General features: G+C 62.6%; 16 protein-coding genes and 1 tRNA gene. 6 read left to right on the forward strand and 11 right to left on the reverse strand.

Annotation, left to right across the window (positions count from 1 at the left end):
• Positions 1-53: 53 nt before the first annotated feature.
• Positions 54-143, reverse strand: a tRNA-Ser gene (locus ACTYOL_RS20060).
• A 289-nt stretch (positions 144-432) separates the two neighbouring features.
• Between ACTYOL_RS20060 and ACTYOL_RS20065 the strand changes: the two genes are divergently transcribed.
• From ACTYOL_RS20065 to ACTYOL_RS20075, 3 genes are all read left to right on the forward strand, one after another.
• A complete protein-coding gene (locus ACTYOL_RS20065) occupies positions 433-1,122 on the forward strand; it encodes a crotonase/enoyl-CoA hydratase family protein (RefSeq protein ID WP_054891971.1) in 690 nt (229 codons plus the stop codon).
• Positions 1,123-1,251: 129 nt separating this feature from the next.
• A complete protein-coding gene (locus ACTYOL_RS20070) occupies positions 1,252-1,971 on the forward strand; it encodes a lysophospholipid acyltransferase family protein (RefSeq protein ID WP_151925535.1) in 720 nt (239 codons plus the stop codon).
• A 70-nt stretch (positions 1,972-2,041) separates the two neighbouring features.
• Positions 2,042-3,013: a magnesium and cobalt transport protein CorA gene (locus ACTYOL_RS20075; protein WP_153774630.1), complete on the forward strand. Its 972-nt coding sequence runs from the start codon at positions 2,042-2,044 to the stop codon at positions 3,011-3,013.
• Between the two features lie 74 nt (positions 3,014-3,087).
• Here ACTYOL_RS20075 and ACTYOL_RS20080 read toward each other — a convergent pair whose 3' ends face one another.
• Entirely contained in the window at positions 3,088-3,822 is a 735-nt protein-coding gene (locus ACTYOL_RS20080) for an amidotransferase (protein WP_200603770.1), read from the reverse strand.
• 526 nt (positions 3,823-4,348) lie between these two features.
• On the opposite strand from ACTYOL_RS20080, the gene ACTYOL_RS20085 reads away from it, so the two are divergent.
• A complete protein-coding gene (locus ACTYOL_RS20085; protein ID WP_444756970.1) occupies positions 4,349-5,149 on the forward strand; it encodes a c-type cytochrome in 801 nt (266 codons plus the stop codon).
• 37 nt (positions 5,150-5,186) lie between these two features.
• Here the strand turns inward: ACTYOL_RS20085 and ACTYOL_RS20090 are convergent, their stop codons facing one another.
• From ACTYOL_RS20090 to ACTYOL_RS20105, 4 genes are all read right to left on the reverse strand, one after another.
• On the reverse strand, positions 5,187-5,519 hold the full coding sequence (locus ACTYOL_RS20090) for a ribonuclease E inhibitor RraB (RefSeq protein WP_151925532.1): 333 nt from the start codon (positions 5,517-5,519) through the stop codon (positions 5,187-5,189).
• 183 nt (positions 5,520-5,702) lie between these two features.
• Positions 5,703-5,939 carry a hypothetical protein gene (locus ACTYOL_RS20095; protein ID WP_125931685.1) on the reverse strand — a complete coding sequence of 79 codons (237 nt, stop codon included), beginning with the start codon at positions 5,937-5,939 and terminating at the stop codon, positions 5,703-5,705.
• Between the two features lie 178 nt (positions 5,940-6,117).
• Positions 6,118-8,196, reverse strand: coding sequence for an LTA synthase family protein (locus ACTYOL_RS20100; RefSeq protein WP_153774632.1), 2,079 nt, complete (start codon positions 8,194-8,196; stop codon positions 6,118-6,120).
• Positions 8,197-8,347: 151 nt separating this feature from the next.
• Positions 8,348-8,539 (reverse strand): PLDc N-terminal domain-containing protein, encoded by a 192-nt coding sequence (locus ACTYOL_RS20105; protein ID WP_054891979.1) that lies wholly within the window; start codon positions 8,537-8,539, stop codon positions 8,348-8,350.
• Positions 8,540-8,667: 128 nt separating this feature from the next.
• Here ACTYOL_RS20105 and ACTYOL_RS20110 point away from each other — a divergent pair, with 128 nt between their 5' ends.
• Positions 8,668-9,606, forward strand: coding sequence for a ZIP family metal transporter (locus ACTYOL_RS20110; RefSeq protein WP_125931683.1), 939 nt, complete (start codon positions 8,668-8,670; stop codon positions 9,604-9,606).
• Positions 9,607-9,663: 57 nt separating this feature from the next.
• Here ACTYOL_RS20110 and ACTYOL_RS20115 read toward each other — a convergent pair whose 3' ends face one another.
• Both ACTYOL_RS20115 and ACTYOL_RS20120 read right to left on the reverse strand, forming a co-directional pair.
• Positions 9,664-10,194 (reverse strand): hypothetical protein, encoded by a 531-nt coding sequence (locus tag ACTYOL_RS20115; protein WP_054891981.1) that lies wholly within the window; start codon positions 10,192-10,194, stop codon positions 9,664-9,666.
• Positions 10,195-10,249: 55 nt separating this feature from the next.
• Positions 10,250-10,771, reverse strand: a complete 522-nt coding sequence (locus tag ACTYOL_RS20120; RefSeq protein ID WP_153774633.1) for an ankyrin repeat domain-containing protein — start codon at positions 10,769-10,771, stop codon at positions 10,250-10,252.
• A 268-nt stretch (positions 10,772-11,039) separates the two neighbouring features.
• Here ACTYOL_RS20120 and ACTYOL_RS20125 point away from each other — a divergent pair, with 268 nt between their 5' ends.
• Positions 11,040-11,312 carry a DUF3509 domain-containing protein gene (locus ACTYOL_RS20125; RefSeq protein WP_054891983.1) on the forward strand — a complete coding sequence of 91 codons (273 nt, stop codon included), beginning with the start codon at positions 11,040-11,042 and terminating at the stop codon, positions 11,310-11,312.
• 75 nt (positions 11,313-11,387) lie between these two features.
• On the opposite strand, the gene ACTYOL_RS20130 is transcribed toward ACTYOL_RS20125, so the two are convergent.
• The 3 genes from ACTYOL_RS20130 to aroC form a co-directional block, all read right to left on the reverse strand.
• The gene (locus tag ACTYOL_RS20130) at positions 11,388-11,918 is read right to left on the reverse strand and encodes an oxidase (protein ID WP_151925530.1); all 531 of its coding nucleotides are present in this window, start codon (positions 11,916-11,918) and stop codon (positions 11,388-11,390) included.
• Complete coding sequence (locus ACTYOL_RS20135) at positions 11,918-13,072, reverse strand: MFS transporter (RefSeq protein WP_197893494.1); 1,155 nt, start codon at positions 13,070-13,072, stop codon at positions 11,918-11,920. The genes ACTYOL_RS20130 and ACTYOL_RS20135 overlap by 1 nt, the downstream gene beginning before the upstream one ends.
• A 100-nt stretch (positions 13,073-13,172) precedes the next feature.
• Positions 13,173-14,264 carry a chorismate synthase gene (aroC, locus tag ACTYOL_RS20140; protein ID WP_444756971.1) on the reverse strand — a complete coding sequence of 364 codons (1,092 nt, stop codon included), beginning with the start codon at positions 14,262-14,264 and terminating at the stop codon, positions 13,173-13,175.
• Positions 14,265-14,314 lie beyond the last annotated feature (50 nt).

Below are 14,314 nucleotides of genomic sequence, written 5' to 3' on the forward strand. Positions count from 1 at the left end.
CACGCAAACAAAAAACCCCTGAACCTTTCGATTCAGGGGTTTCTTGTGGAATGTGGCGGTGAAGAAGGGATTTGAACCCTTGATACGATTTCTCGTATACACACTTTCCAGGCGTGCTCCTTCGACCACTCGGACACTTCACCGGATCTCTTCAAGCCATTCAGCCTGTCGAGGCGCGCTAATTTAGTAGAAGACCTTTCCTTTGGCAAGCATTTTTTTCAGAATTTTCATGCGCTTAAGCCTCGCCCCGGAAAAGGCTGGCCAGCCAGGGCGATGCTGCCAATCTGGCCTGCGCTTTTTCCGCATTCCGGACACCTGCCCCGACGCCACACGGGGTAGCTGGCCAAGGCTGACCGGCCAGTCAGCCTTGGCGCTTTACCTGGCCTGCGCTGCTGGGTAACGTCATCGCCACGCCACCCAAAGGACTCTGTCATGAGCGAGCTGATTACCTACCACGCCGAAGACGGCATTGCCACCCTGACCCTGAACAACGGCAAGGTCAATGCGATCTCGCCTGACGTCATCACCGCCTTCAACGCAGCACTGGACCGTGCCGAGGAAGAACGTGCCGTGGTGATCATCACCGGCCAGCCAGGCATTCTTTCCGGCGGCTACGATCTCAAGGTGATGACCGCCGGCCCCAAAGAGGCGATCGACCTGGTCACCGCCGGCTCCACCCTGGCCCGCCGCCTGCTCTCGCACCCGTTCCCGGTGATCGTCGCCTGCCCTGGCAATGCCGTGGCCAAGGGCGCGTTCCTGCTGCTGTCGGCCGACTACCGCATCGGTGTCGAAGGCCCGTACAAGATCTGCCTGAACGAGGTCCAGATCGGCATGACCATGCACCATGCCGGGATCGAGCTGGCCCGCGACCGCCTGACCCGCTCGACCTTCCAGCGCTCGGTGAACAATGCCGAGGTCTTCGACCCGCATGGTGCAGTGGTGGCCGGGTTCCTCGACAAGGTGGTACCCGCCGAGCAACTCCAGGAAACGGCGCTGAGCGCGGCGCGGGAACTGAAGAAACTGAACATGCTGGCGCACAAGAATACCAAGCGCAAAGTGCGCAAGGCGCTGCTGGAGACGCTCGACAAGGCGATCGAGGCCGACAAGGGCCACATGGGCTGAAACCAGGCTTGCTGGAGTCGCCGCGTGCCGCTCCAGCAAGCCAGGACGCGACCGGGCTCCGTTCGCCGGTTTGCCCTGACCAGTGCACGGTCGTACACTGCGCCGCGACTGTCTGGTGTGAGCCGTATCATGCTCTATATGCTTCGCATGCTCCTTCTGGCGCTGCACTTCCTGCTGGTCGGCGCCGTCGGCCTGGTCATCGGCCTGTGCCGCCCCTTCAACCCCGATAACAGCCGCCTGTTCGCCCGCCTCTACAGCGTGCCGGCAGCCTGGCTCATGCGCATCCGGGTCAAGGCTGAAGTCGGCCCCTTGTGGGACCAGCCGCCCGGCTGCGTGATCGTCGCCAATCATCAATCCAACTACGACCTGTTCATCCTCGGCCAGGTGGTTCCACGGCGGACGGTCGCCATCGGCAAGAAGAGCCTGGGCTGGATTCCGTTGTTCGGCCAATTGTTCTGGCTCGGCGGCAACGTACTGGTGGACCGCAAGAATGCCTACCAGGCGCGCAAGGCGATGCGACTGACCACGCGGATCCTGCGCGACGACACCTCGATCTGGATCTTCCCCGAAGGCACACGCAACCCGACTGAACACCTGCTGGCGTTCAAGAAAGGCGCGTTCCACATGGCGGTCGAGGCCGGCGTACCGATCGTGCCGGTATGCGTCAGCCGCTACTCCAAGCGCCTGAGCCTCAACAGTTGGCGACAGCGCACGGTGATCGTCCGCTCCTTGCCACCGATCGCCACCCATGGCCTGGGACAGCAGGACGTGCCGGCGCTGATGGAGCAATGCCGACTGCAGATGCAGCAGTGCATCGATCGTATGGAGCGGGAGTTGCCGCAGGCCTGAGCCGCCAGCTTGCTCTACGCCGCAGCACGGCCCAAGCTGTCGGGGTGTCCAACCGAAGAAGCAGGCAACCATGGGTCGAGTCGTCGCAGCGGCGGTGTACAGCGCCGGGAGAAAGGTCACCAACATCAGCCTCGACGAGGGCAGCGAATGGGCACGCAAGCCTGGGCACTTCGTCTGGATAGGCCTGGAGGAGCCCAACGCCCAGGAGCTGGCCAACCTGCAGCGCCAGTTCGGCCTGCACGAACTGGCCATCGAGGACGCGCTGGAGAAGCACAGCCGCCCCAAGCTCGAAACCTTCGGCGACGCGCTGTTCATCGTCACCTATTCGCCGGTGCGCCATGAGGGCAAGCTGGAGTTCATCGAGACCCACATCTTTGCGGGCAACGGCTACATCATCACCTGCCGCAACGGCCATTCGAAATCCTACGCCCTGGTACGTCAGCGCTGCGAAGCGCGGCCGCTGCTGCTCGAGCATGGCGAGGACTTCGTGCTCTACGCCCTGCTCGACTTCGTCACCGAAAACTACCAGCCCGTCAGCGAGGCGATCCATGGCGAGATCGAGGAGCTGGAGCAAAGCGTGCTCAGCGGCTCGCTGCAAGAGCAGGACATCCGCCGCCTGCACAGCTTGCGGCGCGACATCCTGCGCTTGCGCCGCTACGTGGCGCCGATGGTGGAGATCGGCGAAGAGCTGCAGCGCCTGAGCTTTCCTTTCATCGACAAGAACATGCGCCCGTACTTTCGCGACGTGCAGATCCACGTCACGCGGCAGATGGAGGACCTTGTCGGCATCCGCGACATCGCCAGCCAGACCATCGAGATCGGCATGCTACTGGAGTCGTCACGCCAGAGCATCGTGCAGCGCAAGTTCGCTGCCTGGGCGGCAATACTCGCCTTCCCCACGGCCATTGCCGGGATCTACGGGATGAACTTCCAGAACATGCCGGAGCTGAGCTGGCACTATGGGTACTTTGCGGTGCTGGGCGTGATCGGGGCGGGATGTGCAGGGCTGTATGCGAGCTTCAAGCGCTCGGGATGGTTGTAACGGGCTAGCTAGCGAGTCGTTCTTTTCGCGGCGGCGCCATACAAGCCCGCGAAAAGAACGACGCAGCGGCAGGCTCAGGCCGCGCTCTGCTTGCCCTTGCGCGGTTGCTGGACGAACCGCAGCATCCACTCGCCCACCAGATCGCCCTGGTGCTCGGTGGCCAGGCTCGCCACCGCCTGGTGATACACCTCATCCCCCAGAACGTCCTGGCGCGCATCGAGCAGCGCACGGGAATAGTCGTGGACAAACTCCGGATGCCCCTGGAAGCACAGCACCTGGTCACCCACGTGATAGGCCGCATTCGGGCAGAAATCGCTGGAGGCGATCAGGGTTGCGCCTTCAGGCAACGCGGTCACCTGGTCCTGATGGCTGATCAGCAGGGTCAGTTCGGTCACCTCAGGGTCCATCCATGGCGCGTGGGCAGCCAGGCTGTAGCGGTGGATACCCAGACCCCAGCCGCGATCGGCGCGCTCAGCCTTGCCGCCCAGCACCAGCGCCAGCACCTGGTGACCAAAACAGACCCCCAGCAGCTTCTCGCCCCGCTCATAAAGCTTGAGCAGGTAGGCCTTGAGGGTCTGGATCCAGGGATCGGTACCGAACGAGTCGGCCTTGCTGCCGGTTACAAGGTAGGCATCGAAGGTTTCACCTTCGGGCGGATACTCGCCGTTCATCACGTTGAAGACGCGAAACTCGGCGGCGATCGGCTGACGCGAGAACAGCTGCTCGAACATCCTTCCGTAGCCCTGGTACTGCGCGGTCAACTCCGGTCGCAGGACATCGGTTTCAAGGATGCAGATGCGTAACGACATAGGGATAGTCCTGAACGACATGTAGTGGAATCTGATGTAGAGACTGACGCGAAAGACACGTACAAGCAAGAGGTGTGCACTGACGAACGGTCACCTGGCAGGCCCTGCCCCTACAGCATCCTCAATGTGTCTAGTCAGAGCATGCCAGCTAAATGGCCAATGGCCTCATAACGTTCGGAAATGCCTGTTGACACGCTTAGAACAAAGGGTTCTCAAACAAGGCCGGTGTTCGCCCTACTGTTGGGGTAGGCATCCACGCAAGAGGCACGCAAGGCCTGCGTTTCATACGCCATAGTGATCGACCCGACGCAAGACAAGGAAGCCAAAGGCTATTCAGGAATAACAACAAGAAGGCGGTCCGCCATGTTCAGACAATCGAAAGTACGCCAAGCCGGACTCATACTCTTCGCCACCACGTTGCTGCTGATCCTGCCGAACCTGACACGCTTGTTCGGCTGAAGGCAGCGGTGGCATTCGCACGCCGCGCAAGGGTAATCTGCCGACCTTTCCGGGTTGGAGATCGCTCATGCGCCATTGCCTGAGTTTGCTGTTGCTGTTGGTCAGCCTGCCGCTGGCGGCCGCGCAATTGACGCTGGATCTGGGCAACGGTCAACGCCAATGGCAGTCCGAGCAATTGCTCGAGCACCCGCAGGCGCGTGCTATCGACATCCCTCAGGACGTCGCCTACAAACGCCCCATGCATTACCGTGCGGTGCCGCTGGCGACCCTGCTCGAAGGGGTGAAGCCCGGCGATCACCTGCAAGCGGTGGCACTGGATGGTTTTGCCGCGGAGATGCCCGCTGCGCAGCTGCTGCAGGAAGGCCCGGCCCGGGCCTGGGTGGCCGTCGAAGATCCGCGCCAGCCATGGCCAGCGCTGGCCCAGGACAAGCCCGGCGCCGGCCCGTTCTACCTGGTCTGGACCAACCCGCAGGCAAGTGGCATCCGCCCCGAACAATGGCCCTACCAGATCGCCAGCATCCGTCGCCTGGCGCCGGTCGCCGAGCGCTTCCCTGCCCTGCTGCCTGCGCCCGAGCTTCCCGCGCAAGACCCGGTACGCCAGGGTTTTGCGTTGTTCCAGCAGAACTGCCTGGCCTGTCATCGCCTCAACGGTGCGGGGGATGCCCAGTTCGGGCCGGACCTGAACCTGCCGCACAACCCCACCGAATACTTCCAGCCGGGTTACCTGCGCCTGTACATTCGCGATCCGCAGAGCCTCAGGCAGTGGCCGCAGGCACGCATGCCGGGGTTCTCGAAGGATGTGTTGAGCGAGCAGGAGCTCGATGCGCTGATCGCCTACCTCGGGCACATGGCCAAGCGGCGACCTTGAGAGGAATGCGCGGGGCCGCAGCGCAGCCCCGAACGCGTCAGGCGATGGGTCTTTCCTGTTTGACGCCCCAACCCTCGACCTCGCCTCCCAGCGGCGAAATCACCGCCTCGAAGGCCTCCTCGAAAGCCCCGATCCCTCGGTAGGTGGCGTACATGACCTTGCTCAGCTCCAGGTGCCAGGCGCCGTCATCGCGCTCGTGTACCTGGGCATTGATCGACTCTCCGCGGAATTGCCCCGCGGCCCGGCGTGCCCCGACTTCGTCTGGAAAAGTGGCATAGAACTCGATGGGATGGATCTGGGTGAAGTCGAAACCACCCGCTTTCATCTGGCGAAGCACGCTGCTGCTGATGTCTTCGTTCTGGCTGCTCATGAAACGTCCTCCTGAAAAACCCAAGGGATAGACTTTCCGTGCACTACGCACCTGCCGGCAGCCCGCAAGGGGCCTGGCAGTTCGAGCTGATGCAAGACGCGAATGAAAACGGCGTAGACCCGCAGAAGACCGACGCCTCTGTCCAGCGTAGTGCGGATGACGGCACCTTGCCAGGTGCCCCGTTCAGGGCGCTTCGTGGATGGTGGTGATGATCACGCCGTTCTGCTCCTTGAGCCACAGCGCGGTAGGGGAAGGTTTTCGGTCCTGGAAATCGTTGAGGTCCAGTTCATCCATGAGCGGAAACAGCTTGGAGCGGATGGCCCGCGCCGCATCCTCTTCACTGGGCAGGTGCTCGCTTTTGAGCAGCAGGGACTGCGGTACACCTTTCTGATCAGCAAAGATGACTTCCCACTCTTTCATTGATCGACCCTCTTGGAAGCACAACGGTGAGTGATATCCGTACTTAGCTGACCATACACAAAGGCTGATGTTCAGAGTGGCTGAGGGATGGAGATGAAGATTTCTTCAGCAAGCGATGACAGATGCCGTAAATGAAAAAGCCCGCCATCATCGGCGGGCTTCTGCTTACGGGCAAGCGTTACTCAGGCTTGCCGTGAACCACGCCGGCGGTGTTGTCCAGCAGGCTCTTGGTCGCGGTCTGGATATAGGCCTCGAGCTTCTTGAGCATCTCAGGCTGATCCGGGCTCTCGATCAATTCGGCCTTGAACTCACGCCCCAGCTGGTAGCGATACATCCGCGGCGTCATGTCCTTGGACTCGATGAGGATGTGATCCCCCTGCACCAGGCCAACGATCTGCTCGCTGCCCGATGGCTTGATCATGCCCACGCCCTGGTCACCGGCAGGCAGGTTCAGCAGATCACGGCCCCAGCACTGGTGACGGGTGTCGCCACCCAGGCGACCCATGATGGTCGGCACGATATCGACCTGGGTGCCGACGGTGTGGTTGACCGCACCGAACTTGTCCTGGATACCCGGTGCGATGAGCAGCAGCGGCACGTTGAAACGACCCAGGTCCAGCTCGGTAACCTGCTGGTGGTTGCCAAAACCATGGTCGCCGACGATCACGAACAGGGTCTCCTTGAAGTAGGGCTCCTTGCGCGCCTTCTCGAAGAACTGGCCCAAAGCCCAGTCGGAGTAGCGCATGGCAGTCAGGTGCTCGTCCAGGCGGCCCTGCCCTGTGACCTTCTCTACCGGCAGGTCCTTGGGCAAGGCGTACGGGGTGTGGTTGGAGAGCGTCTGCAGCAAGGCGTAGAACGGTTTCTTGCCGTAGTTGTGGGCCAGCTCCTGGTTGGCACGGTCGAACATGTCCTGGTCCGAAACGCCCCAGGTCGGGTCGGAGAACACCGGATTGACGAAGTCGTTGCGGCCGATGAAGGTGGTCATGCCCTGGTTGCCGAAGAACCCGGACTGGTTGTCCCAGGCGAAGTCGCCGTTGTAGACGTAGACATCGTCGTAGTCACGGGCGCTGAGCAGCGCCGGCAGGCCCGAGAGCTTGTGCCCGCCCTCGGGAGTCTGCATCAGGTACTCGAAGCCCGGCAGGTTGGGGAAGCACGCCATGGTGGCGAACATGCCCTGGTGAGTGTGGGTGCCGTTGGAGAAGAAGCGATCGAACAACAGCCCTTCCTTGGCCAGCTTGTCGAAGTACGGGGTGATGTTGTTCGGACTCCCCAGGGCGCCCACCGAGTGACCGGCGAAGCTCTCCATGAGGATCACCACCACGTTCTTGATCGGCAGGGTGTTGCCGGCCGGCGGCACGAAGTCGCGGCGGATGGCCGCCTGGTCGGCATCGACCAGCGTGTCGTTGGGGGTCAGCAGCAGGTCACGCACGCTTTGCTGGGCGACTCCGGTTTCCAGCACCGGTTTCCAGATATTGGCGCGGTCTTCGCCGAAACGGCTCTTGGCGGCGTCGATCAGCGTCAAGGTGCCGTTCAGGCCCAGCTGGTTGACGAAGTTGGAGTCGGTGGTGAAAGCGTCACCCCAGCGCATGGGTGGGCCCTGGCGCAGGGTGCCACGGGCGGCGACCACTGCCACCAGCAGGATGACCATGAACACCGCCAGGCGGCCGTACCAGGGTGCGACACGGCGCTGAGCGACGATCTGGCCGCTGCCCTGGCCACCACGAGTCAAACGGTCGATGCCCTTGAACAGCAGGCTCAGCAGCCAGGTGCCGAACAGCCACGCCAGCAGGTAGCGAACCACCGGGAAACCGTACCAGAGCATGCTCATGACGGTCTTGGGGTCTTCCTGGATGTACTGGAAGACCAGGCCGTTCAGGCGCTGGTGGAATTCACGGTAGAAATCCAGTTCCATCAGGCCAAGGAACATCACGATGCTGGAGCTGACGGTCAACCAGAAACGGAAAAAGCCGCGCCGCGCCATGGCCCAGGGGCTGTTAAGGGCCAGCAGTAGCGGGATGCTCAGGTACACCACCACCCGCAGGTCGAAGCGCAGGCCGTTGAGGAAGCCTTCGGCCACCGTGGAGTACGGGGTGTCGCCGATCATGTCGCTGTTGTAGATCAGCAGCGCCAGGCGCACCAGGCTGAGCATCAGCATGATCAGCAATCCGCTGAGCAAGGTGTAGGCGAGGTGCGATTTGAGAGTCGGCGAGAACGGTGCCGACGCGGCCCGTTGCTTCAAGGCATCCGTGTTAGCCATGAATGGGAAGATCCTAGGATTTCGGGTTGGGAAAGGCGCTGGACGCAGCCTCGCAGTCCTGTGCCGGACAATCGCCGGCAAGGGCCCATACATTAAATGTGCGGCGCGGAGTTTGGTTAATGCCGTGTGAAAATTTTGTCACGATGAACGGTCAGAGCCGAACGTTGCCCCGCGGACCGGCAATTGCCCAGATGATCAGGCCCAGCACCGGCAACAGCAGGATGAGCAGAATCCACAGGATCTTGATCCCTGTCTCGCTGCCGCTTTTCAGCACGTTGATGATCGCCCAGATATCCAGGGCCAGAATGACCAGCCCGACCAGGCTGTTGAAGGTAGACCCCATGCTGCAACTCCTGCGTGAACGTTCCTGTGGCTGAGCATAGCCTGCTATCGGCGCGATAGAAGGGAATCCTTGGCCGGGCTCGCAGGTCACTGGATAAACTGCTGTCATCCATCGCTTTCGAGGTTCCCATGCCACCCGCCCACAGCCACAGCGCCGCCACCCCTTCTCTCATCGATGCCTGGCGCCAGCAAGCGCTGAGTACCCCCTGGCTCAGTGCAGGCCTTGGGCTGAGCCTGCTGGCGATCGTACTCCTGCTGCTGGCCAGCCTGTGGAATGCCGTCAACGGCGATCACTCACAGAACCTGCACCTGGCGGCGCTGGGCGGGCTATCGGGTTTTGGCGCCACGGCCTTGGGCGCGGTGCTGGCCGTTGTGCTGCGCGATGTCAGTGCTCGCAGCCAGGATGTGATGCTGGGTTTTGCTGCCGGCATGATGCTCGCCGCCAGTTCGTTCTCGCTGATTCTGCCGGGTCTGGATGCGGCACGGGAAATCACCGGCAACGGCCCCGCCGCTGCGGGCGTCGTCGTGCTGGGTATGGGCCTGGGGGTGTTGCTGATGCTCGGCCTGGACCGATTCACCCCACACGAGCACGAGAGCACAGGCCCTTGTGGGCCCGACGCCGAACGAATCAGCCGGGTGTGGCTGTTCGTGCTCGCCATTACCCTGCACAACCTGCCCGAGGGCATGGCCATCGGCGTGAGTTTCACCAACGGTGACATGAGCATCGGCCTGCCGCTGACCAGCGCCATCGCAATCCAGGACATTCCCGAAGGCCTGGCCGTGGCCATGGCCCTGCGCGCCACAGGATTGTCGAATTTCAAGGCCGCGCTGGTGGCGATCGGCTCTGGCCTGATGGAGCCGCTGGGGGCAGTGATCGGCCTGGGCATCTCTACTGGCTTCGCCCTCGCCTACCCGATCAGCATGGGCCTGGCAGCGGGCGCGATGATCTTCGTGGTGTCGCACGAGGTGATTCCGGAAACTCACCGCAACGGCCACCAGACCTCGGCAACGCTGGGCCTGATGGGCGGCTTTGCGGTGATGATGTTTTTGGATACTGCGCTGGGCTGATCTGCGGGAACCCCATGAGGGCGGCGCTCGCCGCCCCTGCAACAGGCAATCGCCGCGTCAGACGTGCACCGCGACCTTCAAGGCCTCCAACGCCGGCTCCACCTTGATGCCCAACTCGGCGCCCAGCTCCAGCACGCGCGCCAGGTCCTGCTGACCGACCATCACCATCTGCAGCTCGTCATCGAGCAACTGGCTGAAGTTCAGCAGCACATAGCCGCCCGCTTCCTTGTTCAGTGCACCCATCTGCACCTGGATGCGGTTGAGCGCGGTCAGCGGCTCGGTACGTGCCAACTGCTTGGGCTTGAGGGTGAAGGGCACGCTCTTGTCGAACGAATCGCTGATCGCCTGGAACAGGTCCTGGTAGCTGTCGGCTTGGAACACCACGGTGTCCGGCAGACTGCCGAGCACCACCCATTCGCCCAGCGGGATCGGGAAACTGTCGTCGTAGTTGATGTCGGGATTGGCCGCAAGAAAAGCGGCAGGGTCGGCGTAAGCCTGGGCGGCCTCGTCGGCGATACGCTCGATGTCCGCCTCGCGCAGGCAACCGGCGCCGATGAGGCTGATGAATTCGAGCAACTGGTTTTTCATGGGGGGCCCTGCTTGGCGAATGGCGAAAAAGGCGCCAAGGATACCCCCCGAGGTGTCAGCCGACCAGCGCCTGCAGGCGAGCGGCCGCTTCGCTGGCACCCATGGTCTGCGCCGCGACCAGCGCGGTAGCGCCACGCGCATCCTGGCGGGCCGGGTCGGCGCCCTGGGCCAGGAGATAGTCGAGGATTTCGCTGCGGTTGAACATCGCTGCCAGCATCAATGCCGTGCGGCCATCGACGGCTGCCGCGTCCACCGGCACCCCGTGCTCGATGAACAGCCGGATCATCGCCAGGTCGCCCTTGAAGGCAGCACCAGCAATCGGTAATTGGCCATTGTCGTTGGCGATCAAGGGATCTGCGCCATGGGCCAGCAGCACCTTCACCGCCTCATGATGACCGTGATAGCTCGCCAGCATCAGCAAGGTGTCGCCCTTGTGATTGCGCAGGTTAGCCGGCAGGCCACCGTCAAGCAGGCGCTCGAGCATGGCGGCATCGCCTCGGCGGGCACGCTCGAATACTTCTTCAGCGAAGGCGGCGGATTCTTCTTCGGTCATCGCGGTGGGCTGTTGGTCGGACATCTGGAACCTCCTGACAAGTGTGTTGGCCCAATTTTGTGTCAGGCCGTCGCCGGGCAGCAAAGGTTCAGATTCTATGGGACCGAGAGGCAGGCTCTATGACCTTGCAAAATGCACTGTGCAAAATGCACGACCATGCACAATGCCCGGCAGTCAATCCCGCGAATCAAATTAACTAATTGTTTTTAAAGGAATTTATTTTATATCAAAGCCTGGCACGGTCACTGCAACCATCAACTCACGTCTGCAAACCTACACGTCAGGAGTTGATATGGACCTCATCCAGGAAAAATTCGTTTCGGTCTTCCCGGCCTATCAGGTCGACACCAAGTCCCGTCCGGACGGCGGCATCCTGCTGACCCTGCGCGCCGCCGACGGCACGGTGACTCGTCGTGTGCTTTCCTATGCGCAACTGCACAGCGCCGAGCAACTGTCCTGGGCCATCAGTGCCATTCGCCGCGACCTGGCCGAGCAAGCCAGCGAACTGCCTGTTATCTCCATGCTGCAAAGCCAGCAACGTTTCGCCCTGCCGACCTATCGTTGACAGTGCCGCCCGTTTCGCGGGGCAATCCTCCTTCCACGAAGGGATTCTGTGGGAAGAGGATTGCCCCGCGATCTATTACAGCTCGCTCATCCCTGCAAACTGTCGTGCCTGCTCGTCGCCGGTCATGCGGATGCCCTGCTCGTTGCCAAACAAGCGCACGGCCAGGCAGAACGGTGTATCGCCCAGATCGATCCAGCGTCGAGTCTGCGCAGGCACTACCAGCACATCGCCCTTCTCGCACAGCAGCGCAAATACCTGCTCACCCAGACGCAGGCTGATTTGGCCTCGCCCGCTCACCATCGCGAATACCTCGACGGCGTCATGCACGTGCTCATCACGCAGGTCGACTTCGGTCGGCTGATCGCCGTCTCGGTTCAGCAGCATCAGGGTCTGGCAACCGTGCGTGGTCATCAACATGTCGATCAGGCCACCGGCCTCCTCGCGCACTTGGGCCTCGGCGCTGCCTGGGCGAATGCGCAGGCCGTGGTCGTGCCGTGCAAATTGCACGCCCTGCTCGGCCAGGGTGGCGGCAATGTCTTCATGGTGGGTCAGCACCTTGTTCGCCAGCTGCGGGCTGCTGGAATGAAAAACGCTGAGAATGCTCATCAGGGGCTGTTCCTGGTCTGTTGCGAACGAAGGGCAATGATAACGGCTGCAGCCAGCGCTGCGACGCTGGCCATACCAAAGGTGAACTGCGGGCCGAGCAGTTTCCAGCTGTAGCCCGAATAAAGCGCACCCAGCGCGCCACCGGTGCCGGACAGCGCCGCATACAGCGCCTGGCCCTGCCCCTGCTGGCGAGCGCCAAAGCTGGACTGGACGAAGGCGATGGAGGCCGCGTGGAAGCAGCCGAAGGTGGCTGCATGCAGCAACTGGGCAAGGATCAGCACCGCCGGAATATCGGCAAGGCTGCCCAGCAGCAGCCAGCGCAACGAGGCCAGCAAGAAGCTCGCCAGCAACACGCTGCGCACCGGGAAGCGCGCAAAGATCCGACTCATCAGCATGAACATCAGCACCTCGGCGACCACCCCGAGCGCCCAGAGCAGGCCAATAGCGCCGCGGCTGTAGCCCAGGTGTTCCAGGTGCAAGGTGAGGAAGGTGTAGTACGGGCCGTGGCTGAGCTGCATCAGCGCCACGCAGATATAGAACGCCAGCACGCCCGGAGCCGCCAGTTGCTTGAGAAAGCCCTCTGCCCCGCGCCGCTCGGCGTGCTCGACCGGTTGGGCATTGGGCACCCACAGGCTGGCGATGACGATGCCAGCCATGATGCTGACCATCGCCAGCGGGTAGATGTCCAGGCTCAACCATTCGAACAACCGCCCCAACCCAACCACGGTGAGGATGAAACCGATCGAGCCCCATAACCGGACCTGGCTGTAGCGCGAGGTCTGCCCATGCAGATGCGCCAGGGTGATCACTTCGAACTGCGGCAGCACTGCATGCCAGAAGAACGCGTGAAGGGCCATGACCAGCGCCAGCCAGGCGTAGCTCTTGGCGAAGAAGATCAGGGAAAAGGTCGCCAGCGTACACAGCGCCCCCAGGCGCACGATCAGCAGGCGCCGACCGCTGCGGTCACCCAGCCAGCCCCACAGGTTGGGGGCGATGCAGCGCATGAGCATGGGGATCGCCACCAGCTCGCCGATGCGTGCCGGGGAAAAGCCGAGGTGGTCGAAGTACAGGGCCAGGAAAGGTGCGGTGGCACCGAGCAAGGCGAAGTAGCAGAGGTAGAAGCTGGACAGACGCCAGTATGGGATGGGGTGCATGGATGGGCCTTGTGGGGACCTGTACAGGCCTCTTCGCGAGCAAGTCGGAGCGGCGGTTCGGCGCTCCGACTTGCCCGCGAAGAGGCCGTGCCTGGCTAGATCAGAGCTGGCCCAGCACCGGGGTGTTGACCTTCACCTCGGCATTCTGCGCACGGTGGCGCAGCAGGTGGTCCATCAGCACGATGGCCATCATCGCCTCGGCGATCGGCGTGGCGCGAATGCCCACGCACGGGTCATGGCGCCCCTTGGTGATGACGTCAACCGGGGCCCCATTAACGTCGATCGAGCGGCCCGGCACGGTGATGCTCGAGGTTGGCTTGAGTGCCAGGTGGGCAACGATCGGCTGACCTGACGAAATACCCCCGAGAATGCCGCCGGCGTTATTGCTGAGGAAGCCTTCTGGCGTGAGCTCGTCGCGGTGCTCGCTGCCGCGCTGGGCGATGCTGGCGAACCCGGCACCGATCTCCACGCCCTTGACCGCGTTGATGCTCATCAGCGCGTGGGCCAGTTCGGCGTCGAGGCGGTCGAAGATCGGCTCGCCCAGGCCCGGCATCACGCCCTCGGCGACCACGGTGATCTTCGCGCCGACCGAATCCTGGTCACGGCGCAGTTGATCCATGTAGGCCTCAAGCTCAGGGACTTTGTCCGGGTCGGGGCTGAAGAAGGCATTCTGCTCGACGCTGTCCCAGGTCTTGAAGGGGATTTCGATCGGGCCCAACTGGCTCATGTAGCCGCGCACGCGAATGCCTTGGGTGGCCAGGAACTTCTTGGCGATGGCACCAGCCGCCACGCGCATGGCGGTTTCACGGGCCGAGCTGCGGCCACCGCCGCGGTAATCACGGATGCCGTACTTGTGGTGGTAGGTGTAGTCGGCGTGGGCCGGGCGGAACAGGTCCTTGATGGCCGAGTAGTCCTTGGACTTCTGGTCGGTGTTGCGGATCAGCAGGCCAATCGAGCAACCGGTGGTACGACCTTCGAACACCCCGGAGAGGATTTCGACTTCGTCGGCTTCCTGACGCTGGGTGGTGTGCCGACTGGTACCGGGCTTGCGACGATCCAGGTCGTGCTGCAGGTCGGCCAGCGAGATTTCCAGGCCCGGCGGGCAGCCGTCGACGATGGCGACCAGCGCGGGGCCATGGCTTTCGCCTGCGGTGGTGACGGTGAACAGCTTGCCGTAGGTATTGCCGGACATGGACGCTCCGCGAAAATCAGCCTGAACTTGAAAGAGGCCGCCAGTATACG

The organism is Pseudomonas sp. A014 (assembly GCF_052378495.1).
Taxonomy (GTDB): domain Bacteria; phylum Pseudomonadota; class Gammaproteobacteria; order Pseudomonadales; family Pseudomonadaceae; genus Aquipseudomonas; species Aquipseudomonas machongensis.